Raw genomic sequence first — 22,897 nt, forward strand, 5'->3', positions numbered from 1 at the left:
GGCGAAATACCATGATGTGAACAGACGAGGTGGCGAGCGGGACGGCAGATGGAAGAGCAGGCGCTTTCGGATGCGAAGAAGGAACAGATCAAGCTTCGCGCGACGTTTTTGAACAATATCGGGGTCGGTATCATGTTGATCGGGGTGTTCACGCCGATCATCCGCGTCGCCTATGGTGACATAAACCCGCAGATCGGTGCGCTCTGGCTTGCCGCAGCGCCTACCGGTTGTTTTCTATTAGGCACTGCATTACATTTATCTGGAGGTTGGATCCTCAGAGGGCTCCGCAAATGACGACCGCACAGATCATCGCACTTGTAATGCCCGTTGTCGGCGTCGGCATGGCGATCAGCGTAGTTTATTGGCAAAGCTGGCGCGACGGCGTGTTGCCCAACCAGAAGCCACGCGACAAGAAATAACACTTCCTTCCAGGCTCGAAGGCCCGTACCGGCTTGCCTCATTGCGCACCGCAACCTATCTCTGGCACTCCTTCCTTTCATACCGGAGTGCTTCCTTGGCCCCCTCCCCCAAATCGCCTTTCGCCAATCTTCCCGCAGCTCCCGTCGCGCCCAAGAAGCCGGTCAGCGACACGCGCCACGGCATTACCCGCTCGGACGATTACGCCTGGCTGCGCGCCGACAACTGGCAGGCGATGTTCAAGGATCCGTCGATCCTCGACCCGGAAATCCGCAAACATCTGGAAGCCGAAAACGCCTATATGGAAGCCGCACTTGGCGACACGGCCGAGCTGCAGAAGGTGCTGTTTGCCGAGATGCGCGGCCGCATCAAGGAAGACGATTCATCCGTTCCGGTACAAGATGGACCGTTTGCTTACGGTTCGCTGTTCGTGACCGGCGGCGAGCAGCCGCATTATTTCCGCACGCCGCGCGATGGCGGAGAAAAACAGACGCTGCTGAACGGCGACCGGGAGGCGGCAGGCAAGGATTATTTCCGCCTCGCCGGCATCGACCATTCGACCGACCATTCGCGCGGCATCTGGGGTTATGACGACAAGGGGTCGGAATATTTCACCCTGCGCATCCGCAATCTCGCCACCGGCGAAGACCTGGAAGATGTGATCGAAAATACCGCCGGCGACGGCGTCTGGGCGCCCGACGGCAAGAGCTTTTTCTATACGCTGCAGGACGAAAACCATCGGCCTTCCAAGGTATTTCATCACATCGTCGGCCAGCCGCAGTCGAAAGACCGATTGGTGTTCGAGGAGCAGGATCCCGGCTTCTTCATGGGCGTCGGCGGGTCCTTGCTGGACGACTTCATCTATATCGACATCCACGATCACGAGACCTCGGAATACCGGCTACTGTCCACCTCGGACCTGACGGCCGAGCCGAAGCTGGTGGCAGAGCGCGAAGAGGGTATCGAGTATTCGATGACCGAAGGCGGGGACGTCTTCTACATCCTAACGAACGATGGCGACGCCAAGGATTTCAAGATCGTCGAGGCCCCGGCTTCGGCCCCTGGCAAGGAGAACTGGAAGGAAGTCGTGCCGCATGAGCCCGGCCGGCTGATCATTTCCCACATGGCCTATGCGCGGCACCTGATCTGGCTGCAGCGCAAGGACGGGTTGCCACAGATCGTTATCCGCGACCGCCAATCCGGCGAGGAACATGCGATCGCCTTCGACGAGGAAGCTTATTCGCTCGGCCTTTCCGGCTCGGCCGAATACGGCACGGACATGATCCGCTTCTCCTATTCATCGATGACGACGCCGACACAGCTTTATGACTACGACATGGTGACGCGCGAGCGCGTGCTGCTGAAGACCCAGGAAGTGCCGTCCGGCCACAACCCGGAGGACTATGTGACCCGCCGCGTCATGGCGACGGCGCATGATGGCGAACTGGTGCCGGTCACCCTTCTCTACAGGAAGGACACGCCGCTCGACGGTTCGTCGCCCTGCCTGCTCTACGGGTATGGCGCCTATGGCATCACCATTCCGGCCTCGTTCTCGACCAATGCGCTGTCGCTGGCCGACCGCGGCATCGTCTATGCCATCGCCCACATCCGCGGCGGCAAGGACAAGGGTTTTGCCTGGTACGAAAACGGCAAGATGGAGAACAAGCAGAACACCTTTAAAGACTTCATCGCCGCGGCCGATCATCTGGTTTCGGCCGGCTTCACCTCCTATGACCGGATCATTGCCGAGGGCGGCTCCGCGGGCGGCATGCTGATGGGGGCGGTTGCCAACATGGCGCCGGAAAAGTTTGCCGGCCTTATCGCCGCCGTGCCCTTCGTCGACGTGTTGAACACAATGCTCGACGACACGCTGCCTCTCACCCCACCGGAATGGCCGGAATGGGGTAACCCGATCGAGTCGGAAGAGGAATACCGCTGGATCGCGGCCTATTCGCCTTACGACAACGTCACCGGCCGCGCCTATCCGCCGATCCTTGCGATTTCCGGCCTCACTGATCCGCGGGTCACCTATTGGGAACCGACCAAGTGGGTGGCGAAGCTTCGCGAGCATACGACCGGGACCGCGCCGATCCTGCTTAAGACCAATATGGCAGCCGGCCATGGCGGCAAGTCGGGCCGCTTCCAGAGACTGGAAGAGATCGCCTTCGAATATGCATTTGCGATCAAGGTTGCGGGCAAGATGTAGGCTCGCGCCAGCACCAGCCTTATATCTATAGAGGTGATAGACGGGCCAGCGTCTCGGCTGGCCCGCACCAGGCGGGAGATTTCTCCTCTGCGCGATTCTCCTGAACATGCCGTTTCCGGCTGATCGAGACGAGGAAGCGCAGCCGGAAACGTGATGTTTCCGCGCCGCGCATCCGGTTCCAGATATGATTTCGGGTTCATTCAACACCGGCAAAGCCTGCCTGTGGCAGCGCAAGCTTGCGCTTTCACAGGCTTTTTCGCAACTTCGAATAAGCGCTTTGCCGACTGTCAAGCCCTCCAGCGCGCCCACGCAACGGCGACGCAAGCTTCGCGCAAGGTTCCAGCATTAACCAATCGTTAACCAACCTGTACGTGGACCAAAGCGATGAAGATCGATAGCGGCCTGAGTGGCTATCAATATCCGAACCGGACCGTTGAAGTGGAGCGCACCTCCGAGGAAGCGCCTCAGGTCGCGGCGACGTCGACAGCGCGTTTTGCGGATGCGCTGACAGGCAGCAGCACGCAGCTTTCGAACTCACTGGCGAGCGCCTTGTGGGTCATGGGGGCAGAAGATGCGGCGCCCGGCATGGGCGCAACAGCTGCGCAGCAGCGCTGGGTCCAGAACCTCTATCAAGAATTCGCCTGATCGGCATTGCATCGCTATCAACAAGAAGGCCCGAGACCGCATCCGGTTTCGGGCCTTCTTCATTGAGACAAAGCCAGTTCCTGGAAACGGTCAGCCGAGCGAGATCACCTCGACCGTCACATGCGACAGACCGGGAATGGCTTTGAGCTTTTCCTTGTAGGAGGCAGGCGCCTTCGGAGCCGTGGTCGCAACAGAAACGATCGCCGCATTATGCCCCGGCCCAAGCTGCCAGACGTGCAGATCCATGACGGTATCGTCAGACGTTTCCATCACCTTGCGGATCTTGCCGGCCAGATTGCCATCGTCCGGCTGCGCATCAAGCAGCACGCGCGAGGTGGAACGGACCAGCCCGAAGGACCAGCGCGCGATAACGACACCACCAACGATGCCCATGATCGGATCGAGCGCATTCCAGCCGTAAAGCCGACCAAGGATCAGCGCGGCGATCGCAAGCACGGAGGTGAGTGCGTCTGCGAGAACGTGAAGATAGGCGGCGCGGAGGTTATGGTCTTCGGCACCGCCATGGGCGTGGTCGCCGGAATGGGCGTGATCGCCGTGATGGCCGGCGTGGGCGTGGCTTCCATGATGGCCGTGATGACCGCCATGATGATGATCGTGATCATCGCGAAGCAGCCAGGCGCTGATGAGGTTCACGGCCAGACCGATGACAGCAACGAAGATCGCCTGATCGAAATCGATCGCGACCGGATTTGCCAGGCGCAGAAAACTTTCCCAGGCGATGAAGAGTGCCACGAGCGCCAGAACCACGGCGCTGGCGAAACCGGCAAGATCGCCCAGCTTGCCGGTACCGAACGTATAAAGCGGATTCTTCGCATTGCGCCTTGCATACATGTAGGCAAGCGCCGAGATCAGCATTGCACCGGCATGGGTGGACATGTGCCAGCCGTCCGCCGTCAACGCCATGGAACCGAAGATCGAGCCGGCAACGATTTCCGCCACCATCATCGACGCGGTGAGCGCGATGACCAGCCACACTCTTCTCTCGTTGCGATCGTGATCCCGGCCGAGGAACACGTGGTCATGCTTCAGACTATCGATACCGCTTGCCATGCCAGGCTCCATTTCCAACCATCAACCGGCCGAAGCCGTTTTCGAATAATAAGCGACCGTTCTCAGCGGATGTAGGTCCGCAGAACGTCGGCGAGCTCTGCCGCCGCCTTTTCGCGCTCGGCATCGCCCTCAGCATGGACGACATGCTCGTGCAGATGCCCCTCGATGACCTCGCCGGTCAGCCCGGCCAGCGCACCTCGAATGGATGCAAGCAATTGAAGAACGTCACCGCAGGCTGCCTCTGCCTCCAGCGAGCGCTCGACCGCCTCCATCTGACCTTTCATGCGACGCACCCGCGCCAGAAGTTTCGCCTTGTCCCGAACGGTATGCGACACATCTTGCTCCAATATAATATAGGGGGGTATACTATCTTAAAATCGAACCGGCGCAATCCCTGCACTGCCTTTCCATCCCGCGTCCCTCTAGCTCCGAGCAAGTTCCGTTTTCTAATTGTGTATCGGAAAAAATGGAGAGGCCGCCATGATCGTCACTTCGAGCTCAAGTTCTAATTCCTATACAGGCCTGACGCAAAGATTTGCGAACCGTAGCGCAGACATGTTCGTGCTGGATGAAAATCAGCAGCAGGAACGCGACAGCAGCGAACAGGGAAACGCGCTTGCAGGTGGAGAAACCTCATTCAGCGCCAAGCTGGCAAGTATGTTCCTGGTTCCGGAGCGCCCTGACGCAGACAGCAGCGAAAGCACTCTGGATGCGAGCCTCGAGAACGACGCGTACAGCCAGTACGAAAAAGAGTTCATGGATCTTGCCGACAAAACTCTCGCCGAACGTATTCGTGATCAGTACCTGAAAGATCACGACCTGACCGAGGACGAGGTCGATGCGATGTCGCCCGAAGACCGGCAGGCGGTGGAAGACGAAATCCGCAATGCCATTCTCGAAGCCATGGGCGTCAACGAGGAAAAGCAGAATATCGCGCTCAATATCAATATCCCGACTGCCGCGGACATGGTCGCCACCCGTGCGGATGACGAGACGGCCCTGCTCTAATCACGAGCCAATGGCCTTGAACGACAAAGACTCGCCGATTAGATATCTCCAGAGACTATAGATTTGGAGCACATCTCATGCTGTCGATCGGCGATCTTTCGAAGCGGACGGGCGTCAAGGTCCCGACCATACGCTATTACGAACAGATGGGCCTACTGGCTGCCGCTGAACGCTCGGAGGGAAACCAGCGGCGTTACGAGCGGCATGATCTGGAGCGGCTTGCCTTCATCCGTCACGCGCGCGACCTGGGGCTCGACATTTCCGCCATCCGCGAACTGATCGCGCTCAGCGAGCATCCGCACCAGCCCTGCGGCAATGCAGACCGGATCGCTGCCGATCATTTGAGAAGCGTGCGCGACAAGATCGGAAAACTGAAAAAGCTCGAACAGGAGCTGGAGCGCATCGTCTCCCACTGCGACGGCGACCACGCGATCGAGGACTGCTACGTCATCCGCTCGCTCTCAGACCACGGACTTTGCGACCACGAACATTGAGGATGATTCCGCGTGACCGTGCGCTTGACAACATCTGCGGACAGGCGCATGAGGATTGCCATGATCAATACGCGCACGACCACCGCCGCAACGTATTTTTGGGCCTACCTGTAAAGGGCGGCTCGACAGATCATCATGTCAACAAGCCGCCGTCAGGCGGCTTTGTTGTTTCAGACGGCACCTGACGGCACCATAAAATCAAAGGATGCCGAAATGCCCCAAGCGCTTCTCGAAGACAGCGAAATATCCCTTCCCCGCCCGGCGGTGCTGACCATCCGCCATGCCAAGCGCCATGACCTGCCCGAACTCAACGCGATGATCGCGGCATTGGCGGCGCATCACCACGACGCCTCTGCCATGACGCCCGATATCCTCGAACGCGACCTGTTCGGCGACAGGCCATGGATCACCGCGCTGGTCGCCGATACCGGCTCAGAACTGATCGGCTACGCCATTCTCGTGCCGCTCTACCGCGCCCAGGAAGGTGCGCGCGGCATGGATCTGCACCATCTCTTCGTGCGCGACGGCCAGCGCGGCCACGGCATCGGCCAGCATCTCGTCGCCCGCGCCCGCGATATCGCCAAAAATGCCGGATGCGGTTATCTTTCGGTCAGCGCAACCACCGGCAATTCGGCCGCCCATCGGTTCTACGAACATATGGAATTCAAGCCGCGGCCGGTTACCGGCATGCGCTATACACAGGCGCTCACCTGAGCGCGCAATTTCGCCTGGTAAGACTCGGAGGAGGACGGAAGAATGACAGCAATCCTCGTGGCACTCACACCGGAATTCGCCGATTGGGAATGCGCGCTGATGATGGCCGTGGCGCGCAGCTATCTCGGTGTCACGGTGAAGACCGCCACGGAAGATGGCCGCCCCGTGACGTCGATGGGCGGGCTCAACGTCACGCCTGATCTCTCCTATGCGCAGGTCAGCCCTGACGATTTCGACGCGATCGTCGTGCCCGGCGGCCTTGCGTGGGAAAAGAAACTCGTGCCGGAAGGATTGCACGATCTCGTCCGGTCGTTTCGCGAAGAGAAAAAGATGGCGGCAGGCATTTGCGCTGCGGCCAGCATGCTGGCCGGCGCCGGCGTGTTGAACGACGTCAAGCATACCGGCAACCGGCTTGGCTCACATCAGAAATATCCGGATTATGCCGGCTCGGACCTTTATATCGACGGACCGAAAGCAGTCCTTTCCGACGGCGTGGTGACAGCGGCCGGCACGGCGCCCTTCACGTTTACCGTCGAAGTGCTGAAAGGTCTCGGGTTGTGGAATGCAACGGCCGAAGAAGAGCTTCTGCCGTTCTCCGCCGAGCATCGGTAATTTCCAAGGCGCCCTACAACGCCGGTACTGCCTTGAGATACGCGGCGATCGCTTCCAGGTCGCCTTTCGGCAGGTGGGCCATGTTCTTCTGGACCTCGACCATCGAGCCGCCGGCGGAATCGTAATCCGGGGTGAAACCGGTTTCCAGATAGTTGACGATGTCGCCTTCGCTCCAGGAACCGATCGGGCCGGCGGGCGTGATGTCGGGTATCGTGCCCTTGCCTTCCGGGTTGGGACCGCCTGCCAGCCATTTTCCGGTTTCAAAACCGCCGAGCGCATTGCGCGGCGTGTGGCATTCGCCGCAATGGCCCGGACCTTCGACAAGATACTGGCCGCGCTTGACCTTGTCGTCGGCAGAGGCCAGTTCCACCCGCGGGGCGTCGGTGAAATAGAGGAGTTTCCAGCCACCTACCGCCATGCGGATATTGAACGGGAAGCCCAATTCGTGCGGCGGCGCGACATTGGAATTTGCCGGCAGCGTCTTCAGGTAGGCGAAGAGATCGCCGATATCTTTCGGCGACATGCGGGCATAGGAACCGTAGGGAAAAGACGGATAAAGATGTTCGCCACCCGGCCCGACGCCACGGGTCATGGCGTTGCCGAACTGCGCCAGCGTCCAAGTGCCTATGCCGGCATTCGGATCGGGTGAGATGTTCGGGATATGGAAGGTGCCGAACGGGCTCGGCAATGCGCGGCCGCCGGACATGATTTTCAGCGCATCACCTTCGGCGCCGGTCGCGGCGTGGCAGCTGGCGCATCCGCCAGCCCAGAACAGCTGTTCGCCATGGGCGAGATCGGCTTCGCCAACATTCGCCCAGTAGTTTTCCGGATGCGGATCAGGCCTGGTCAGCGCCCATGCGGTGGCGGCACCCAGTGCTACCACCGCAACGCCAGCCGCCGTTATCTTCGACCAGGTCGAGGCCATGGCATGTCTCCGGAAATCTATCCTGCGGGTTTGTCGAAGGAGGCCGCGCAGATGAGGCGCGCGACCCCAATGCCGGCTGTTAACGCTTCAGGCGATAGGTCTGGTGGCAGGTGCCGCAGTTGGCGCCTAGCGTCTTGATCGATTCCTGTACGCCGGCCTGATCCGCAGGCATGGAGGCGAGAACGGTGTCGGCATCGCCGGCCAACTTCAAGGCCTTGGCCTTGAAGTCATCCATATTGTCCCAGATTGCCGGGGCTGCCGCGGAATTGACTTCGGAACCAGCAGGGAAATGGTCCGGGAAGCCCTTCATATCCGTGCTGATTGTCGTCAGTGCGGCCTTGACCGCCTCGGCATCATAAGGCTTTTCGCCTTTTGCGATCGCGCCGAGCGCGCCCATGGAGGCGCCGACCTGCTTCATCATCTGCTCGCGCGTGGCGACCGGATTGTCCTGAGCGACGGCTGCAGCCGCCAAGCCAAGACAGAGTGCGGAGGCGGTGATGGCGGTCATCCTGATCTTCATGCGAAGTCTCCTCGTTATGCGGCCAGCCCAGCCAGCGATTTACATGGCGGATATTGGCCCGGCTTATCCGTTTGAAAGAAATCACGTTCCTGTCAGGATTGAAGAATATCGTCGCCGATTGATGAACACATCGTTCACAAATTGCAAACAGCCGACCCGGCACCTGATTTACCTGCGGAAAGCTTCCCACAGTGTCACTGCAGCGATCGCCATCAGCACCATTCCGCAGGAGCGTCCGATCCAGACAATGGCGTAAGGATTGCCGACAAGCATGCCTCTCGCCCGGCCTGCCGCCATGGCAATCGCACCATAAACGGCAAACTGGGTGCCTGCCGTCATCACCGCCATGATGGCAGCCTGTGGCACAAGTGGCCCGAATTCGGGCCTCAGGAACTGCGGATAGACGGCCAGCATGAACATGTAGGCCTTAGGGTTGATCAGGCAGGTGATCGCGCCGCGGCGAAAGGCTTCCCAGTTGCTTGCCGTACCCGCATGGCCGACATCATCGACAACGATCGCGCTCCTGATCAGGGTGACCCCAATCCAAGCCATGTAGAGCGCGCCAGCCGCCATCAGCGGCGTGAACAGGACGGGCAGGAGTTTTGCCAGCAGGCCAACACCCAAAGCACCATAAAGCGAATGAACCAGACCGCCCGACATCATGCCCGCAGTGGCGGCAAGCCCCGCCGCCCGGCCACGGGTCAGCGCGTTCGCCAGAACAAACATCATGTCCATGCCCGGCAGGATGATGATGCCGAAAAGAAGAGTGAAGAAGAGCCAGAGGTTTTCGCTATAGGTCATGTCAGTTGCTGCACCACCCCTTTGTCAGCCGGTTACCGGTTTTCCTTGTTTTCCAGGCCGGCACATGGCGCTATAAAACAAGTCAACTGACAGCGGTCTGTCAGTAGTCTCGGGGATGATCGGGGAAATGTCATGCGCAAGGCGTCGCGCCTGTTCGAGATCATCCAGATCCTGAGACTGGCCAGAAAACCGGTGACGGCGGCAGAAATCGCAGCACAGCTGGAAGTGACGACGCGATCGATCTACCGGGATATTGCGGCGCTGCAGGCGATGCGCGTGCCGATCGAGGGCGAACGCGGTATCGGCTATATCCTGAGGCCCGGCTTCACGCTGCCGCCGCTGATGCTGTCGATCGAGGAGACGGAGGCGATCGTGCTGGCGCTGGCGCTTCTCGAGCGGACCGGCGACACGGAACTGAGGCGGGCTGCCAAGCAGGTCAGTCGCAAGATCGCCGCCGTCGTTCCCGAGCCGCTCAGGGAGAGCTTTTCGACCGGAACCCTGCATGCCTGGGGAACACCTGCGCCCACACCGGACTCAGTCGACCTGGCACTTGTGCGGCGTGCGATCCGCGACGAGCAGAAGCTGCTCATCGACTATCGCGATGAAAAGAGTAATGCGACGGAGCGGGCGATCCGGCCGATTGCGCTCATCTACTATTCGCAGACGGCCAACATCGTCGCGTGGTGCGAATTGCGTGACTCGATCCGCAATTTTCGTGCGGACCGCGTGAAGCATTGCGAGGCAGCGCCAGAATTCTTTCCGGGGCAAGGCGACCGGTTGCGCCAGGTCTGGATCGACGGGTGGCAGCAACCGATCGCCTGATGTCCGGATGCGCGGGGCTTGCGCCCGTCACGCTTCCGGTGCCGCAATTGTCGGCTCAGTCCTTTTTCGGCAGCATGGCCGTCAGCGTCTCATCCTTGTCGATGAAGTGATGCTTCAGCGCAAAGGCTGCGTGACCGGCTACGACCAGGGCCAGCGCCCATGACAGATAGAAATGCGCAAGGACGAGATAGGGCGTCAGTTCCGGGTTCTTTCCTCCGAGGCCGGGAATGGTGAACAGGCCGGCCACCGGAATGGCGTAACCAGCCGACGAACTGTTCCACCAGCCCGAAAGCGGCACGGCGACCATCAGGAAATAAAGGAGGAAATGGCCAAGATGGGTGGCTGTTTTCATGATCGCCGGCATGTCGGTCAGTTCCGGCGGGCGGTTATAGGCGCGCCAGATGATGCGACCGACGATCAGGAAAAGCGTCGTGGTGGCGATCGACTTGTGGAGCGTGATGGCCCAGATCTTCTGCGCCGTCTCGCCATCGCTGACACCGTAATGCAGCATAGCGCCACCGTAATATCCTACGCCCCATGCGACAACAATGATGGCAGCCATAAGCCAGTGAAGACACTTCGAGGTTGCGTTGAAATTCCGCGATCCCTGCCGCGCCAAGGTTCCCGTGTCTGTCGTGCTGGCCATCGTGATGTCCCGTTCCCTTTTGCAAAATGTCTATGACATCGAGGGAACAGACAGAGAGCCGAGATGCCAAGGGCGCAGAAGGTCGCAGCGCATCCGCAAAAGTTGTATAATATCAGTTTATCGGCACTGGAAAACGCCGCAACAAAACGGCAATAAATATTTGATTATGCTAAACTTTAGACATTTTTATCGGCAGTCTCGCCGCAAGCAGGGGGAAGAACAAAGCGTCGCTTTGCCTCACCCTGAGTTGCGACCCGACTTACTCAGAGGGGAAGGCTGCGGCTTTCCTCGCGACCGTAACCGATCACCTCGATACGATCGCCATAGATCTCGACGACGGCAAAGGTGTTTTCCGTCTCGGTATCGACCATGCCCTTGAAATTGACATACCAGGTGAAGCCGGTGCGGCCAAGATTACCGACATGGTTGTGGCCGTTCAGATAGGCGATGACATTGCCCGATCGCTCGAACAGTTCAACGAGGCGTTCGCCGTTCAAGAGATTGTGCGGGTTCTCGGGATAGAGCGGATAGTGCCCCATGACGACGACCGTTTCGCCGCGCTCGCGTGCGTCGGCAAGCGTCTGTTCCAGCCATAAGAACTGCCCCTCCCCGATGCCGCCATTCCAAGGCATGGCATTGATGGCGCCGACTGCTTCCAGCGCTTCGAGACGATTACAGGCTTCGGTATGTCGGGCATGCCCTTGCGGGGTCGAGAACAGGCTGACCTCATTGCCGTCAATGATCACGAAACGGATGCCGCCGCGGGAAAAATCATGCCAGGGCGCCGGCATTCCAAGACGCGCGTGAACGTCGGCCAACCGCTCCGGCGCGACGGAAAAATCGTGATTGCCTGGCAGCAGCACGCTTTCGTGGCGCATATCGTCATAGACGGACAGAATGCGGTCAAAACTCTGCCAGTCCCGATCGATGAGATCGCCCAGCGTCACGACGAATGAAAGATCCTCACCGTTCAGCGTTTCGATCGCATCAGCCAGCTTTTTCGGGCTGTTGCGGTAGAACCGGTTATATTCCAGCCTCGGTTCAACATCGGCATATTGGGGATCGGCGATGACGCCGAAGCGGAGGAGAGGTTTTTCAGAAGACATGGCGCGGACGTAGTTGGCTGATGTGACAGCGGTGTGACGGATGTTGTGCGCATCGCTCTACCATCGCGATAAAGACGACGTGAACATAATCCCCCGCATTGTGATCCGCGCTACAGGTCATTGGCGTTAAGAGGAAAACGCGCTCGCATCAGTTGAGGCCGCACCTTTTCCTGACAACATGCCGGAATACCATTTTGCCAGACATTACCCGCCGAAGCTTTCTAATCGCAACGCCTTTGCTGGCAACAGGATGTGCAACATCTGCGGTACAGCCCATAGCCTTGAAGTCCGCCATCGATCCTCATTATTTGGCCATGTACGCGGCGATCGAGGGAGAACCCTTCCCGATCAAGGCGGCCGACCTCAAACGCGTCGATCCCCAATATTATCGCCGGGAGGTCGCATATCCGACCAACGAGCGGCCCGGAACGATCGTTGTCGATACCAGGAACCGTTTCCTCTATCTCGTTCAGGAAAACGGCCGTGCCTTGCGCTATGGCATCGGCGTGGGCAAAGCCGGACTGGAGTTCGAGGGCGTGGGCAGGGTTCAGTACAAGCGCCAGTGGCCCCGCTGGACGCCGACACAGGACATGATTGCGCGCGAGCCCGAGCGTTACGGCCCGCTGGCGGCCGGGATGGAACCGGGCGTGCTCAACCCGCTCGGTCCGCGTGCACTTTACCTGTTCAAGGACGGTCGCGACACGCTTTACCGGATTCACGGCACGACCGAGGACTGGACAATCGGCAAGGCGGTTTCGAGCGGCTGCATACGGCTTCTCAACCCAGGATATCATCGACCTTCACAGACGCGTTCCCGACGGCAGCCGCGTCGTCGTTCTGCAGGACAATTCGGGTGACGCCCTGATGCCACGAACCGTCTAGCACTGCTACGGCGAGCTTTCCGCGGACAAAAAAACACCCGACGTCGCGAGACGCCGGGTGTTTTCATAATCGATGAAGACGGCTTACTTGGAAGCGGCTTCGTAGCGTTCGAGGACGTAGTCCCAGTTGATCAGGCTATCGACGAAGGCTTCGAGATACTTCGGACGGGCATTGCGGTAGTCGATGTAATAGGAGTGTTCCCATACGTCGACGCCGAGGATCGGGGATGCGCCGTGAACCAGCGGGTTTTCGCCGTTCGGGGTTTTCGAGATGGCAAGCTTGCCGTCCTTGACCGAGAGCCAGGCCCAGCCGGAGCCGAACTGCGTCGTGCCGGCCGCGATGAAATCAGCCTTGAACTTGTCGTAGCCGCCCAGATCGCTGTCGATGGCAGCCTGAAGCTTGCCCGGAAGCTTGTTGCCGCCGCCGTCCTTCTTCATCCACTTCCAGAAATGGACGTGGTTGTAGTGCTGGGCAGCGTTGTTGAAGAGACCCTGGTTGGTACCGAAGGACTTCTTGACGACTTCCTCAACCGACAGATCCGCCAGGCCGGCTTCGGCTGCGAGCTTGTTGCCGTTGTCGACATAGGCCTTGTGGTGCTTGTCGTGGTGATACTCAAGCGTCTCCTTCGACATGAAGGGGGCGAGAGCTTCGTAATCGTAAGGTAGCTCGGGAAGTTCGAAGGCCATTGGTCTACTCCTTTTCGGCAAAAACCTTGGGTAATCGTTGAGCGGGAACATAGGAGGGGACCCGGCAAGAGGCAACGCCCCCAAGGCCAAAATTATGGCAAAAATCAAAGATGAAGTGCAGCACCTTTGCTTGTTAACGCCGCTTCGTGGAACATCGTTCCTGCATCCTCCAGAACTCTACCAAATGCATCAAATTCTTACGCTGCCACAGGACGGCCTCCATGCCGTGGGATGAGGCAAATCCCCATGGAGGATCTGATTCGATGAAAGTCACGACCACCCTGTTTGCTGCCTTTGGCACCCTTCTGCTCGCCGGCAGCGCCGCCCAGGCATCCTCCGACGATGCCTGGGGGAAATTCCAGACCGATGTTTCCAAAGCCTGCGTGAAAGCAGCCAAGGGGCTTGTCGAAAAGGGCAAGACTTTCGTTGATCCCTATGGCAGCGAACATTACGGCATGGCCGTGGTGACCGGAAAGGCTGTCGGGGCAAAGACCAGGATCAGCGCGATCTGCGTTTACGACAAGCAGAAAAAGACGGCGGAAATCGGCGGTGAGATCAGCGCCGAAAAGTTGGCGGTAAAGCCATGAGGCACGGATTGTCGAAAACACGAGCATAAATCAGGTTCGCGCAGGATTGCGTGCCTACGGTGAGTCATTGTTTGCGTATCCGTTTGCGATTTTGACATTTGACCGATGAGAGCAATGTGATCACCAATGATATTCCAGCAGTCCCGCAATTCCTGATGCGGGAAACCGATCGCCATGCCCTGCAGGCTATGGCGACACATAAGGCAGACAGGCAGGCGAACAACCGTGCCTGTCCCGAAGAAAAACGCAGTGTGCAAGCACCCTCGCCAGCTCCCGACATCGCCTCTACCGATCTTCTTGCGCCCCTGAGCGTGGAGGCGCCCATTGAAACGAATGAAGGTGCAGCGCCTCGCATCGCCCTGAGTTCCATGGCGCGCGCCGTATCGCCGGCAAGTGGCTATTCCGTCGAAGATCTCAGACTTTTCCGCGCGTTGACCGGCTACAGGCTGGATACGCATACGCCGATATGGCGGGCCGTGGATGACAATGGAAACCGCGCCTCGATCGCCGACCGGCTTTTCACCACGCTGGCGGAAGAAGCGTTCCGGTTTGCCGACAGGCAGCGGAATCTTGGCGATCGAGAGCGTAAGGACCTGACGGTCGACGATCTCGCCATGACGCTTCCGTCGATCCGGCGCGCTGCCACCTCGATCGGATCGCGGGGCTTGAGCGCTTTCGCGCGGCTGGAACAGGTCATAACGCGGTTCAAAGAAGAAACCGGAGCCGAAACATCGACGTCCCTCCGATAATCGCAGCATTCCCCATCATCATCGGGATTGCGGTCAATCCGTCCTACCGGATTTGATATATTTACATTATCTAATATTTAAGCCGTGAAGCCTACAAATTTCCGCACCACGGGAGCAAGGCATGACCACGGCAAAGACGCACAGGTTTGCGAACGAAACGGCGATGCTGCAGGCGGTGATGGCGGCGATGGACAATCTGCCCGTCGCCGTCGGCATATTCGAGCTGGAGGGCCGGCCTATTTATGCCAATCGCAGTTTTCATGAACTGCACGATCTCGACAGGCGATGGCAGAACAAGGACGCGACCTTTGCCGAGGTTGTTGCCGACGGCAGGATGGACGACTGGAAAGAAGATCCGATCGCCTATTTCGAGCGTCTGAAGCGCAAGCTTCTCGAAGAGGGTTTTTCCGAAACACAGGTGGAAATCGGCGACAAGATCATCGATGTGCAGGACGTCTTGCTCGACGGGAAATATCTCCTGAGCACCCAGCAGGATATTACGGCGCGGGTGAAGGCGGAGCAGCGGGTCTCCTATCTTGCCCATCACGATCCGCTGACCGACCTGCCGAACCGGATGCGGTTTGCCACCGAACTTGCCAATCTGATCGCCGAAAGCCGGGTTCTGCGCCGGCAGTTCGGGGTAATGAGTTTCGATGTCGACCGGTTCAAGGACATCAATGACGTGTTCGGCCATGCGGCCGGCGATATCGTGCTGGCGGAACTGGCTCGCCGGCTGAAAAGCGTGCTGGACGCCGACGATGTCGCGGCACGGCTTGGCGGGGACGAGTTCACCGTGATCAGCGTCGGAGAAGACCAACCGGAAACGATGACGCGGCTTGCCGAACGGCTGACGCGGGCGATGGAAGAAGAGATCGAAGTGGACGGGCGCTCGCTTCGGGTGAGCCTCAGCATCGGCATCGCAATGTTTCCGCAGGATGGCCCGGATGCGGCCACGCTGCTCGCCAATTCGGATGCAGCGCTTTACCGCGCCAAGGCGGAAGGGCGTGGCCGCTTCTGTGCATTCAATGCCCGCATGGACCGCCGCATGCATGACCGGCGCGTGCTGCAGCAGGACCTGCGCCATGCGATCAAGCGCGGCGAGCTGATGCTGCACTACCAGCCACAGGCGGCGGTTACCGGCGAAATCTTCGGGTTCGAGGCATTGCTGCGCTGGCACCACCCGACCCGCGGGCTGATCACGCCGGATGAATTCGTGCCGCTGGCGGAAGAAAGCGGCCAGATCGTCGAGATCGGCCGCTGGGTCCTCAATGAGGCGGGACGCGAGGCTGCAAGCTGGCCGAACCGGCTCAATATCGCCATCAACATCTCGCCGATCCAGTTCCGCCAGGACAATCTCGTCAGCGACGTACATACGATGCTGCTTGAAACCGGGCTTGCCGCCGACAGGCTGGAACTGGAAGTGACCGAGGGCGTGCTGGTGCAGGATTTCGCCCGCGCACTACAGATCCTGCGCGGCCTCAAAGCCCTTGGCCTGCGCATCGCCATGGATGATTTCGGCACCGGGTATTCCTCGCTCTCCTACCTCCAGTCTTTTCCCTTCGATACGATCAAGATCGACAAATCCTTCACATCCAAGCTGGTTTCCGACAGCAGCGCTGACGAGATCGTGCGCGCGGTGATCGGGCTCGGCCGAGGACTGAACATCCCGATCGTCGCGGAAGGCGTGGAAACGGAAGAACAGCGCGCCTTTCTGGAAGAGGCGCAGTGCCAGAACCTGCAAGGCCACCTGATCGGCCGGGCCGGACCGATCGGACAATATTCCGGCCTGACGGGGGCGGAGGATACACCTTCCCTTCCGCAGATCGATACGGATGGATTTCATGCGACGCAGACATCAAGACGGCGTTGAAATACAGCGTGGCCGCTGTGCGGTATCGGATGACATGCGTCGGATCATCCAATCATCGCGAACCGATCGACTTATAGATGCGTTATCGGTGAACGGAGCGATCACAGGCCGTGGCCTAGCTCCGTCCCGGTTCCTGTCGTAGACGGAAGATCCGTAGATGCGGACAATCCGCCTCCATCGCGCATAAGGTATTGTCATGACGGTCTTGCAGAACTCCCTCCTCGTCATCCTGCTTCACGGTGTCGGCTCCAACGGCGCGGATCTCGCACCGCTCGGCGAAAGCTGGAAGGCGCGCCTGCCGAATGCCGTCTTCGTCTCGCCGAACGCCCCGGAGCGGTCCAGTTTCGGCGCCGGTTATCAGTGGTTCAGCGTTGCCGGTGTGACCGAGGAAAATCGCCCCGCCCGCATCACTGCCGCACGCCCGGCCTTCGATACGGTGATTTCAGATATCATCGAGGAAAACGGATTCGACGGCCATCTGGACCGGGTGGTGCTTGTCGGATTTTCGCAAGGCACGATCATGTCGCTCGATGCCATCGCCAGCGGTCGCTGGCCGGTTGCAGCCGTGGTCGGCTTCTCCGGCCGGCTGGCAACTGAACACCCGATCAAGCCCTCGGCCGAAACCAGGGTACTGCTCGTGCACGGCACGTCCGATCCAGTGATCCCCTCGTGGGAAACGGAAAAGGCGGAAACGGAATTGAAGGCCGCCGGCGTGTCGGTCGAAACGGTTATCGAACCGGGCCTTGGCCATACGATTTCGATCGGCGGCGCAGATCGGGCCGCCGATTTCCTGGAAACGATCGCCGGGAAACAAGCTCGACCTACCGCCTAATGACCGGCTCGCCGTGGAAACGACGGCGGGACGGTTTTGAGACGCCGAAGCCGACCTCCATCATCAGCCGTGGTTTCGTTACCGGCACGGTGCCCATGTGGAAACCGAACGGGTCTTCGACGAAACCCGAGCCGGCAGGACCGGTCAGCGTCACCGCCTGATCCGCACCGTAATAATCCAGCACCTCATCCGCCGGGTGGCCGACGAGCAGCGTGTACTGGTGCTTTGTCTTGCGCTTGTTGTGGCTGCCCTTGACGAAGACATGCGGGCCTGTGCCCTCGTCCACATCGACGAGGTTGAAGAAGAATTTCAGCATCCGCCAGTCGTCAAGGTCGAAATGGAACTTGTCGAGCGAGGCGAGACTGCGGTCGGCCTCCGTGGAGGCGCTGGTCGGAAAGCTCCACCAGACGCGGGTGGTGATAAGCTGTGCGTTGCTGCCGAGATAATGCTTGGCAACGTCTGCCAGCAGCGGATCGGCCTGAATGGCGCGGACACCCGGACTGTTCAGCGACCGCTCGAAAAAATGGCCGCTCAGCAGGGAACGGCCAAACACCTGTTCGGCTTGATCATGCCGGGGCGCGACGAATTCGAGAGCCCGGTCGAAATTGCCGAAGCAAGGTGTTGTCAGAGCGAATCTGGTGATTTCCTGCTGGATTTCGGCCGGCATCTGGAAACCGGTAAAGATCCCGTCGCTGCGCAGCGCATCCGCCACGGCGGCAGCGTCCAGTTCGCCGAACAGGGATGATTGCGGCGGTGCCGAAGGTTTATACTTGGCCGACATCGCCCAATGCGCCCGGCGGCCGGGCATGGTCCGCGCCAGCATGAACATCGGCAACCAGGCCGGGTTTTCCTTGACGTCCGCGAGATAGGTCGGAATCCGAACCGCCATCCGCTTCAACCGGCTGCCGCTACGGGCAACGGCTTCAAGATCGGCGGGCTGAGATGCAGAAGATGATGACGCGTTCACTGACATTGCCACTCCTTATCGGGTAAATTCCCAGGGGGAGAGAGAGGATGCAGATATTACTTGATTGCCCTTGGCATATTTTTGCTGCAATGCGGCAAAAATGAGATGAACGCAGAATATACTTTCTTCTGCGAGACACAAATAATCAAAATTGATGAGAACTACGATGTAATACTTTGTCTTATTTGCCGACTTGACACAATAAATAAGGGCAACGCTCGGATATTCTGCTCCCGAGCGTTGCCGGTACCTGACTTAAATCACGTGTCGTTGCGGCCGCCGGAACGGGCCCAGTCCATGTAAAGTTCCAGGGCCTTGCGGGCGACCGGACCTTCCTGTAGCTCACGCTCCTCGAACTTCGTCACCGGCACGATCTTGGAATAGTTGCCGGAGGTGAAGATCTCGTCGGCATTGGCGAAATCCTTCGGCGTCAGCGTCACTTCGCGGACATCGAAACCGGCTTCGCGCAGCAGGCCGATGATGCGGGCACGGGTGATGCCGGCAAGGAAGGTGCCGTTGGCGATCGGCGTCATGACCACGCCGTCCTTGACCATAAAGATGTTCGAGGATGCGGTTTCGGCAACATTGCCGTTCACGTCCAGCGCCAGCGCATTGTCGAAGCCGCGCGAATGGGCTTCGATGATCATACGGCCACTATTGGGATAAAGGCTGCCAGCCTTGGCGATGGTCATGGCGACTTCCGGGCTCGGGCGACGGAAGGGCGACAGGGTCAGCGATGACGGCTTTGCGGTTCCCATCGGGGCTTCGAACAGGCAAAGCGCAAACCGGGTCGATTCCGCATCGGGTGCCACGACGCTGTAGGACGTGCCATGTTCGGCCCAGTACATCGGCTTGATGTAGATCGCCGTCTTGCCGTCGAACTTCTTGACGCCTTCGAGCGCGAGCGCCTCGATTTCTTCCGGCGTCATCGTCGGCTTCATGCCCATGTTGACGGCCGAACGGTTGACGCGCTGGCAATGCTGATCAAGGTCGGGCGAGATGCCATCGAACCAGCGGGCGCCGTCGAACACGGTCGAGGCCAGCCACATGGCATGCGAGGTCGGTCCGATGAGCTTCGGATTGCCTTCCACCCACTCCCCGTCAACGAAAGTCCAGGTGGTTGAACGGGGGGATGTATCAACGGCCATGATTAATCTCCTTCAAAGCAGGCACGAAAAGTGCGGCGAATGAAGTCTCACGGCGCGGGAAGGTCAAGCGATAATCTGAGATGAAACATCACAATAATTGATATTTCATCGTCTCAGGTGATCAGGGATTGGCGTCGGGCCGGCTTGGTGTCGGCGGTTGTCCCGTCAAAGGGTTCTGCTCTCCGATCTGCCCCCCCTGCAATTGCCCGCCCTCCGGCCAGCGTCGGGCATCATTCATCCAGATGATGCTCAGCACGCAGGCGACCAAAAGGCCGAGAACAAGGATAAACAGCCAACGCAACGGGACACCTCTTTATTTTCGTTCACGGCTTCATGTCGAACAGATACGATCCGTGATCTTTCACCAGAACAATCGGGCGTCTATGCGGCAAGATGAATAATCATAAGGCGTCGATGCGTTGACAGCCCGGTAAAGGGGGCGCAATTTCGGACTTCGCTCGCTGTAAAATTTGCCTCAACATCCACAAAAGCCATGCCCAAATCGTCTCCCATGTCCCTGACCCAGCAGATGGTCGACCTTTGTTTTCGCGAGGAAACCGATCCGGGGCCGCCGGCGGCTTGGACGCCGCTCACCGACGATGACTATGTCGCGCTGACGGAGCGGCTGATGGAAGAGATCGGCGACGAGCCGCTATGGATCTTCGCCTATGGCTCGCTGATCTGGAAACCCGGCTTCGATTCCGTCGCCTGCCAAAGGGCAACCGCTTATGGCTGGCACCGGTCGTTTTCGCTGCGCATCGAACGCGGGCGCGGCTCTCCCGACCAGCCGGGACTGATGATGATGCTGTCACGCGGCGGACGCTGCGACGGGGTGATCTACCGGGTGGCAGATCACGACAAGCGTGAGCAGATCGAAAAGGCGCTTCGGCGCGAACTCAGCAACAAGGACAGCCTGACGACCTTCCGGTTTCTGCCGGTGAGGACGGAGGACGGCGACACGATCCCGGCGCTGACATTCTGGGCCGGCGGGGACAGCCCGCGGATCATCCGCCCGCTCATGCCGCTCGAACAGGTTGCGCCGATCCTCGCGCGCGCCTGCGGACATCGCGGCTCCTGCGCCGAATATCTCTATAATACCGTGGTGCATCTGGCCGAATTCGGCATTCGCGACCGTAATCTCTGGCGCCTGCAGGAGCTGGTCGCCAAAGAGGTGGAGACGATGCATGGTCGCGAAACAAATCAACCTGCGATTGTCGACACATCTCCCTCAAATGGGTGAAGACTGCACGCGTCGGACATGATTGAAAACGCTTGAGGCAACTGTCAGCCTCGATCTGCTGAATGGCTGGCCCTCTCGCCAAATCCTTGTCCAGGCACTCTACGAGAGGGCCAGCCATGCAGGAAAACTTAAAAACTGCGAGATCTATGACCACCACAGCCGTCGTGCTTTATCTGATCGTGGCGAAAGCCTTTCTCATCCTGACGCTGATCGAAGGGGCATTCCGCAACCTGCCCTGGACGACCGCACGTTTCTCCGGGCTGATGCTGTCGGCCGCATGGCCTGTGGTGATGCTAGCGGTCGCTTTTTCCAGCCGGCGGGCGAACCCGCGGGGCTGAAGACCGCTTCGAAACCGTAGCAGGACAAAAACCGCGCCCTATATCGCACTGCGAAAGCAATCAGCGGCGGGCGACAGCATAATGCAGAGCATATTGAAGGAAGGCGAAACCTGCTGGCGGATCGCCAAGGCGGACAGGCTTTCGATCATCATCGACGCGGCCGATTTCTTCCGTTTCGCCAAGAGCGCGATGAGCAAGGCGAAACGCTCGATCTATCTGATCGGCTGGGATTTCGACACGCGCATCGACCTCGTCCCCGGCAATGGCGACGACAGCAACAAGAAAGGCGAGTTGCCGGACCAGCTCGGCAAGTTTCTCAATGCGCTGGCCGAACGCAATGAAGAGCTCGATATCCGCATCCTCAAATGGGATATCGGGATGATCAATTCGATCACCCGCGGCGAGACGCCGTTCTACATTCTCAAATGGATGTTCGACAAACGCATCCACCTGAAACTCGACGGCGCGCATCCGACGATTTCCGCCCACCATATGAAGCTGCTGGTGATCGACGACACGGTAGCCTTCTGCGGCGGGATCGACATGACGGTCGGCCGCTGGGACACGCGCGACCATACCGAGAAGGAGCCCTTGAGAAAATCGCCGATGGGCTTTGCGCAGGGACCATGGCACGACGCGACCAGCTGCCTTTCCGGCGAGGCGGCGAAGGCTCTGGGGCAAGTCGCCCGCAATCGCTGGAAGCTTGCGACCGACGAGGAGCTTGAGCCGGAGGCCGGGTCTGGCGACGACACGCCATGGCCGGAGGGGCTCGAGGTCGGGTTCCGCGACATCTCGATCGGCATTGCCCGCACGGCCCCGGAATATGACGAGCGCAAACAGATCGTCGAGATCGAGACAGCCAAGCTTGCCATCATCGCGGCGGTGAAAAAGACGCTTTACGTGGAGAGCCAGTATTTCGCCTCCCGCCGGATCGCCATGGCGATGGCGGAACGGCTGAAGGAGCCGGACGGGCCGGAGATCGTGCTGATCAATCCGGAAGGCTGCGAGGGATATCTGGAAGCCAAGGCGATGGATTCGGCGCGCATCCGGCTGATGAAACTGGTGCAGGATGCCGACATCCATCACCGTTTCCGGCTTTATTATCCCGTCAACGCGGCACGCACGCCGATCTATGTGCATGCCAAGATGATGTATGCCGACGACCGGATCGTGAAGATCGGTTCGGCCAATCTCAACAACCGCTCGATGGGCTACGACACCGAATGCGACCTCATTCTGGAGGCGGAAGACGGACAGGAGGCGTTGCGCCAAAAAATCCTAGCGACTCGCGACGATCTGATCGCCGAGCATCTGGGACGAGACATCCAGGAGGTGAGCGAGGCGATTGCGGCGCATGGCGGCTCGATCATCTCCGCAATCGAGGCGCTCAACGGCGAGACCGGGCGCGGTCTCATCGCCGTGCCGATGCGCGAGCTGACAGCCGACGAAGAGATGTTCGCGGAGTCGGACATTGCCGATCCCGAGCGGCCAACCGGGGTGCGCTATCGGGCGTCGCATTTCCTGCGGCAACGCTTCGGCCGGCGCGGCAGAGCGATCGAACAGGCTGCGGCAACGGCAAAGCAGCCTTGACGGACGGCCGCTAATATCCCG

The 22,897-nt window shown here is 59.5% G+C and carries 27 protein-coding genes and 1 pseudogene; 18 read left to right on the plus strand and 10 right to left on the minus strand.

Annotation, left to right across the window (positions count from 1 at the left end; genetic code table 11):
- The first annotated feature begins 48 nt into the window (after nt 1–48).
- The 4 genes from FHP24_RS05655 (at nt 49) to FHP24_RS05665 (ending at nt 3,268) form a co-directional block, all read left to right on the plus strand.
- Entirely contained in the window at nt 49–294 is a 246-nt protein-coding gene (locus tag FHP24_RS05655; protein ID WP_139674043.1) for a hypothetical protein, read from the plus strand.
- A complete protein-coding gene (locus FHP24_RS29200; RefSeq protein ID WP_281287396.1) occupies nt 291–419 on the plus strand; it encodes a hypothetical protein in 129 nt (42 codons plus the stop codon). Before FHP24_RS05655 ends, FHP24_RS29200 begins: the two co-directional genes overlap by 4 nt.
- A 95-nt stretch (nt 420–514) precedes the next feature.
- Nucleotides 515–2,623 (plus strand): S9 family peptidase, encoded by a 2,109-nt coding sequence (locus tag FHP24_RS05660; protein WP_139674046.1) that lies wholly within the window; start codon nt 515–517, stop codon nt 2,621–2,623.
- 384 nt (nt 2,624–3,007) lie between these two features.
- The gene (locus FHP24_RS05665; RefSeq protein WP_139674049.1) at nt 3,008–3,268 is read left to right on the plus strand and encodes a hypothetical protein; all 261 of its coding nucleotides are present in this window, start codon (nt 3,008–3,010) and stop codon (nt 3,266–3,268) included.
- Nucleotides 3,269–3,358: 90 nt separating this feature from the next.
- Here the strand turns inward: FHP24_RS05665 and dmeF are convergent, their stop codons facing one another.
- A complete protein-coding gene (gene dmeF, locus FHP24_RS05670) occupies nt 3,359–4,339 on the minus strand; it encodes a CDF family Co(II)/Ni(II) efflux transporter DmeF (protein ID WP_139674052.1) in 981 nt (326 codons plus the stop codon).
- Nucleotides 4,340–4,401: 62 nt separating this feature from the next.
- A complete protein-coding gene (dmeR, locus tag FHP24_RS05675; protein ID WP_139674055.1) occupies nt 4,402–4,674 on the minus strand; it encodes a Ni(II)/Co(II)-sensing transcriptional repressor DmeR in 273 nt (90 codons plus the stop codon).
- Nucleotides 4,675–4,900: 226 nt separating this feature from the next.
- Here dmeR and FHP24_RS05680 point away from each other — a divergent pair, with 226 nt between their 5' ends.
- The 5 genes from FHP24_RS05680 to FHP24_RS05695 all read left to right on the plus strand — a co-directional run bounded on the left by FHP24_RS05680 (nt 4,901) and on the right by FHP24_RS05695 (nt 7,167).
- Complete coding sequence (locus tag FHP24_RS05680) at nt 4,901–5,347, plus strand: hypothetical protein (RefSeq protein ID WP_180355905.1); 447 nt, start codon at nt 4,901–4,903, stop codon at nt 5,345–5,347.
- Between the two features lie 77 nt (nt 5,348–5,424).
- Complete coding sequence (locus FHP24_RS05685; protein ID WP_139674061.1) at nt 5,425–5,841, plus strand: MerR family transcriptional regulator; 417 nt, start codon at nt 5,425–5,427, stop codon at nt 5,839–5,841.
- Nucleotides 5,842–5,843: 2 nt separating this feature from the next.
- Nucleotides 5,844–6,026 carry a hypothetical protein gene (locus tag FHP24_RS28660; protein WP_180355837.1) on the plus strand — a complete coding sequence of 61 codons (183 nt, stop codon included), beginning with the start codon at nt 5,844–5,846 and terminating at the stop codon, nt 6,024–6,026.
- A complete protein-coding gene (locus FHP24_RS05690) occupies nt 5,977–6,555 on the plus strand; it encodes a GNAT family N-acetyltransferase (protein ID WP_139674065.1) in 579 nt (192 codons plus the stop codon). The genes FHP24_RS28660 and FHP24_RS05690 overlap by 50 nt, the downstream gene beginning before the upstream one ends.
- A gap of 42 nt (nt 6,556–6,597) precedes the next feature.
- On the plus strand, nt 6,598–7,167 hold the full coding sequence (locus tag FHP24_RS05695) for a DJ-1/PfpI family protein (RefSeq protein WP_139674068.1): 570 nt from the start codon (nt 6,598–6,600) through the stop codon (nt 7,165–7,167).
- Between the two features lie 13 nt (nt 7,168–7,180).
- Here FHP24_RS05695 and FHP24_RS05700 read toward each other — a convergent pair whose 3' ends face one another.
- From FHP24_RS05700 to FHP24_RS05710, 3 genes are all read right to left on the minus strand, one after another.
- A complete protein-coding gene (locus FHP24_RS05700; protein WP_139674071.1) occupies nt 7,181–8,092 on the minus strand; it encodes a cytochrome c in 912 nt (303 codons plus the stop codon).
- Nucleotides 8,093–8,171: 79 nt separating this feature from the next.
- Nucleotides 8,172–8,612 (minus strand): c-type cytochrome, encoded by a 441-nt coding sequence (locus FHP24_RS05705; protein WP_139674074.1) that lies wholly within the window; start codon nt 8,610–8,612, stop codon nt 8,172–8,174.
- 168 nt (nt 8,613–8,780) lie between these two features.
- A complete protein-coding gene (locus tag FHP24_RS05710) occupies nt 8,781–9,413 on the minus strand; it encodes a LysE family translocator (RefSeq protein ID WP_139674077.1) in 633 nt (210 codons plus the stop codon).
- Nucleotides 9,414–9,545: 132 nt separating this feature from the next.
- Here FHP24_RS05710 and FHP24_RS05715 point away from each other — a divergent pair, with 132 nt between their 5' ends.
- Nucleotides 9,546–10,235 (plus strand): helix-turn-helix transcriptional regulator, encoded by a 690-nt coding sequence (locus FHP24_RS05715; RefSeq protein ID WP_139674079.1) that lies wholly within the window; start codon nt 9,546–9,548, stop codon nt 10,233–10,235.
- Nucleotides 10,236–10,290: 55 nt separating this feature from the next.
- On the opposite strand, the gene FHP24_RS05720 is transcribed toward FHP24_RS05715, so the two are convergent.
- Both FHP24_RS05720 and FHP24_RS05725 read right to left on the minus strand, forming a co-directional pair.
- Nucleotides 10,291–10,881: a cytochrome b gene (locus tag FHP24_RS05720; RefSeq protein ID WP_139674082.1), complete on the minus strand. Its 591-nt coding sequence runs from the start codon at nt 10,879–10,881 to the stop codon at nt 10,291–10,293.
- A gap of 263 nt (nt 10,882–11,144) precedes the next feature.
- Entirely contained in the window at nt 11,145–11,987 is an 843-nt protein-coding gene (locus tag FHP24_RS05725; protein ID WP_139674085.1) for a metallophosphoesterase, read from the minus strand.
- A gap of 194 nt (nt 11,988–12,181) precedes the next feature.
- Here FHP24_RS05725 and FHP24_RS05730 point away from each other — a divergent pair.
- Nucleotides 12,182–12,869 (plus strand): annotated as a pseudogene (locus tag FHP24_RS05730) (L,D-transpeptidase).
- Nucleotides 12,870–12,952: 83 nt separating this feature from the next.
- Here the strand turns inward: FHP24_RS05730 and FHP24_RS05735 are convergent.
- Nucleotides 12,953–13,555, minus strand: a complete 603-nt coding sequence (locus FHP24_RS05735; RefSeq protein ID WP_139674088.1) for a superoxide dismutase — start codon at nt 13,553–13,555, stop codon at nt 12,953–12,955.
- 263 nt (nt 13,556–13,818) lie between these two features.
- On the opposite strand from FHP24_RS05735, the gene FHP24_RS05740 reads away from it, so the two are divergent.
- The 4 genes from FHP24_RS05740 to FHP24_RS05755 all read left to right on the plus strand — a co-directional run bounded on the left by FHP24_RS05740 (nt 13,819) and on the right by FHP24_RS05755 (nt 17,593).
- The gene (locus tag FHP24_RS05740) at nt 13,819–14,142 is read left to right on the plus strand and encodes a hypothetical protein (protein WP_139674091.1); all 324 of its coding nucleotides are present in this window, start codon (nt 13,819–13,821) and stop codon (nt 14,140–14,142) included.
- A gap of 116 nt (nt 14,143–14,258) precedes the next feature.
- Nucleotides 14,259–14,891: a hypothetical protein gene (locus FHP24_RS05745; RefSeq protein ID WP_139674096.1), complete on the plus strand. Its 633-nt coding sequence runs from the start codon at nt 14,259–14,261 to the stop codon at nt 14,889–14,891.
- Nucleotides 14,892–15,012: 121 nt separating this feature from the next.
- Nucleotides 15,013–16,761, plus strand: coding sequence for a putative bifunctional diguanylate cyclase/phosphodiesterase (locus FHP24_RS05750; protein ID WP_210237808.1), 1,749 nt, complete (start codon nt 15,013–15,015; stop codon nt 16,759–16,761).
- Between the two features lie 196 nt (nt 16,762–16,957).
- Nucleotides 16,958–17,593, plus strand: coding sequence for an alpha/beta hydrolase (locus FHP24_RS05755; protein WP_139674099.1), 636 nt, complete (start codon nt 16,958–16,960; stop codon nt 17,591–17,593).
- Here FHP24_RS05755 and FHP24_RS05760 read toward each other — a convergent pair.
- Both FHP24_RS05760 and FHP24_RS05765 read right to left on the minus strand, forming a co-directional pair.
- Nucleotides 17,583–18,566 carry a hypothetical protein gene (locus FHP24_RS05760; protein WP_139674102.1) on the minus strand — a complete coding sequence of 328 codons (984 nt, stop codon included), beginning with the start codon at nt 18,564–18,566 and terminating at the stop codon, nt 17,583–17,585. The genes FHP24_RS05755 and FHP24_RS05760 overlap by 11 nt on opposite strands.
- A 254-nt stretch (nt 18,567–18,820) precedes the next feature.
- The gene (locus FHP24_RS05765; RefSeq protein WP_139674104.1) at nt 18,821–19,708 is read right to left on the minus strand and encodes a branched-chain amino acid aminotransferase; all 888 of its coding nucleotides are present in this window, start codon (nt 19,706–19,708) and stop codon (nt 18,821–18,823) included.
- Between the two features lie 511 nt (nt 19,709–20,219).
- Here FHP24_RS05765 and FHP24_RS05770 point away from each other — a divergent pair.
- The 3 genes from FHP24_RS05770 (at nt 20,220) to FHP24_RS05780 (ending at nt 22,876) form a co-directional block, all read left to right on the plus strand.
- The gene (locus tag FHP24_RS05770; RefSeq protein ID WP_246091612.1) at nt 20,220–20,948 is read left to right on the plus strand and encodes a gamma-glutamylcyclotransferase; all 729 of its coding nucleotides are present in this window, start codon (nt 20,220–20,222) and stop codon (nt 20,946–20,948) included.
- 146 nt (nt 20,949–21,094) lie between these two features.
- Complete coding sequence (locus FHP24_RS05775) at nt 21,095–21,286, plus strand: hypothetical protein (RefSeq protein WP_139674112.1); 192 nt, start codon at nt 21,095–21,097, stop codon at nt 21,284–21,286.
- A gap of 81 nt (nt 21,287–21,367) precedes the next feature.
- Nucleotides 21,368–22,876: a phospholipase D-like domain-containing protein gene (locus FHP24_RS05780; protein ID WP_180355906.1), complete on the plus strand. Its 1,509-nt coding sequence runs from the start codon at nt 21,368–21,370 to the stop codon at nt 22,874–22,876.
- The last annotated feature ends 21 nt before the right edge of the window (nt 22,877–22,897 follow it).

This window comes from Aliirhizobium smilacinae (genome assembly GCF_006335145.1).
GTDB classification, from domain to species: Bacteria; Pseudomonadota; Alphaproteobacteria; order Rhizobiales; family Rhizobiaceae; genus Neorhizobium; species Neorhizobium smilacinae.

What these genes read in the sequence shown, in the direction of transcription:
- FHP24_RS05655 (WP_139674043.1), top strand. Translation starts at nt 49, where the DNA reads ATGGAAGAGCAGGCGCTTTCGGATGCGAAGAAGGAACAGATCAAGCTT.
- FHP24_RS29200 (WP_281287396.1), top strand. Translation starts at nt 291, where the DNA reads ATGACGACCGCACAGATCATCGCACTTGTAATGCCCGTTGTCGGCGTC.
- FHP24_RS05665 (WP_139674049.1), top strand. Translation starts at nt 3,008, where the DNA reads ATGAAGATCGATAGCGGCCTGAGTGGCTATCAATATCCGAACCGGACC.
- dmeF (WP_139674052.1), bottom strand. Translation starts at nt 4,339, where the DNA reads ATGGCAAGCGGTATCGATAGTCTGAAGCATGACCACGTGTTCCTCGGC.
- FHP24_RS05685 (WP_139674061.1), top strand. Translation starts at nt 5,425, where the DNA reads ATGCTGTCGATCGGCGATCTTTCGAAGCGGACGGGCGTCAAGGTCCCG.
- FHP24_RS28660 (WP_180355837.1), top strand. Translation starts at nt 5,844, where the DNA reads ATGATTCCGCGTGACCGTGCGCTTGACAACATCTGCGGACAGGCGCAT.
- FHP24_RS05690 (WP_139674065.1), top strand. Translation starts at nt 5,977, where the DNA reads ATGTCAACAAGCCGCCGTCAGGCGGCTTTGTTGTTTCAGACGGCACCT.
- FHP24_RS05695 (WP_139674068.1), top strand. Translation starts at nt 6,598, where the DNA reads ATGACAGCAATCCTCGTGGCACTCACACCGGAATTCGCCGATTGGGAA.
- FHP24_RS05700 (WP_139674071.1), bottom strand. Translation starts at nt 8,092, where the DNA reads ATGGCCTCGACCTGGTCGAAGATAACGGCGGCTGGCGTTGCGGTGGTA.
- FHP24_RS05705 (WP_139674074.1), bottom strand. Translation starts at nt 8,612, where the DNA reads ATGAAGATCAGGATGACCGCCATCACCGCCTCCGCACTCTGTCTTGGC.
- FHP24_RS05710 (WP_139674077.1), bottom strand. Translation starts at nt 9,413, where the DNA reads ATGACCTATAGCGAAAACCTCTGGCTCTTCTTCACTCTTCTTTTCGGC.
- FHP24_RS05715 (WP_139674079.1), top strand. Translation starts at nt 9,546, where the DNA reads ATGCGCAAGGCGTCGCGCCTGTTCGAGATCATCCAGATCCTGAGACTG.
- FHP24_RS05720 (WP_139674082.1), bottom strand. Translation starts at nt 10,881, where the DNA reads ATGGCCAGCACGACAGACACGGGAACCTTGGCGCGGCAGGGATCGCGG.
- FHP24_RS05725 (WP_139674085.1), bottom strand. Translation starts at nt 11,987, where the DNA reads ATGTCTTCTGAAAAACCTCTCCTCCGCTTCGGCGTCATCGCCGATCCC.
- FHP24_RS05735 (WP_139674088.1), bottom strand. Translation starts at nt 13,555, where the DNA reads ATGGCCTTCGAACTTCCCGAGCTACCTTACGATTACGAAGCTCTCGCC.
- FHP24_RS05740 (WP_139674091.1), top strand. Translation starts at nt 13,819, where the DNA reads ATGAAAGTCACGACCACCCTGTTTGCTGCCTTTGGCACCCTTCTGCTC.
- FHP24_RS05750 (WP_210237808.1), top strand. Translation starts at nt 15,013, where the DNA reads ATGACCACGGCAAAGACGCACAGGTTTGCGAACGAAACGGCGATGCTG.
- FHP24_RS05755 (WP_139674099.1), top strand. Translation starts at nt 16,958, where the DNA reads ATGACGGTCTTGCAGAACTCCCTCCTCGTCATCCTGCTTCACGGTGTC.
- FHP24_RS05760 (WP_139674102.1), bottom strand. Translation starts at nt 18,566, where the DNA reads ATGTCAGTGAACGCGTCATCATCTTCTGCATCTCAGCCCGCCGATCTT.
- FHP24_RS05765 (WP_139674104.1), bottom strand. Translation starts at nt 19,708, where the DNA reads ATGGCCGTTGATACATCCCCCCGTTCAACCACCTGGACTTTCGTTGAC.
- FHP24_RS05770 (WP_246091612.1), top strand. Translation starts at nt 20,220, where the DNA reads ATGTCCCTGACCCAGCAGATGGTCGACCTTTGTTTTCGCGAGGAAACC.
- FHP24_RS05775 (WP_139674112.1), top strand. Translation starts at nt 21,095, where the DNA reads ATGACCACCACAGCCGTCGTGCTTTATCTGATCGTGGCGAAAGCCTTT.
- FHP24_RS05780 (WP_180355906.1), top strand. Translation starts at nt 21,368, where the DNA reads ATGCAGAGCATATTGAAGGAAGGCGAAACCTGCTGGCGGATCGCCAAG.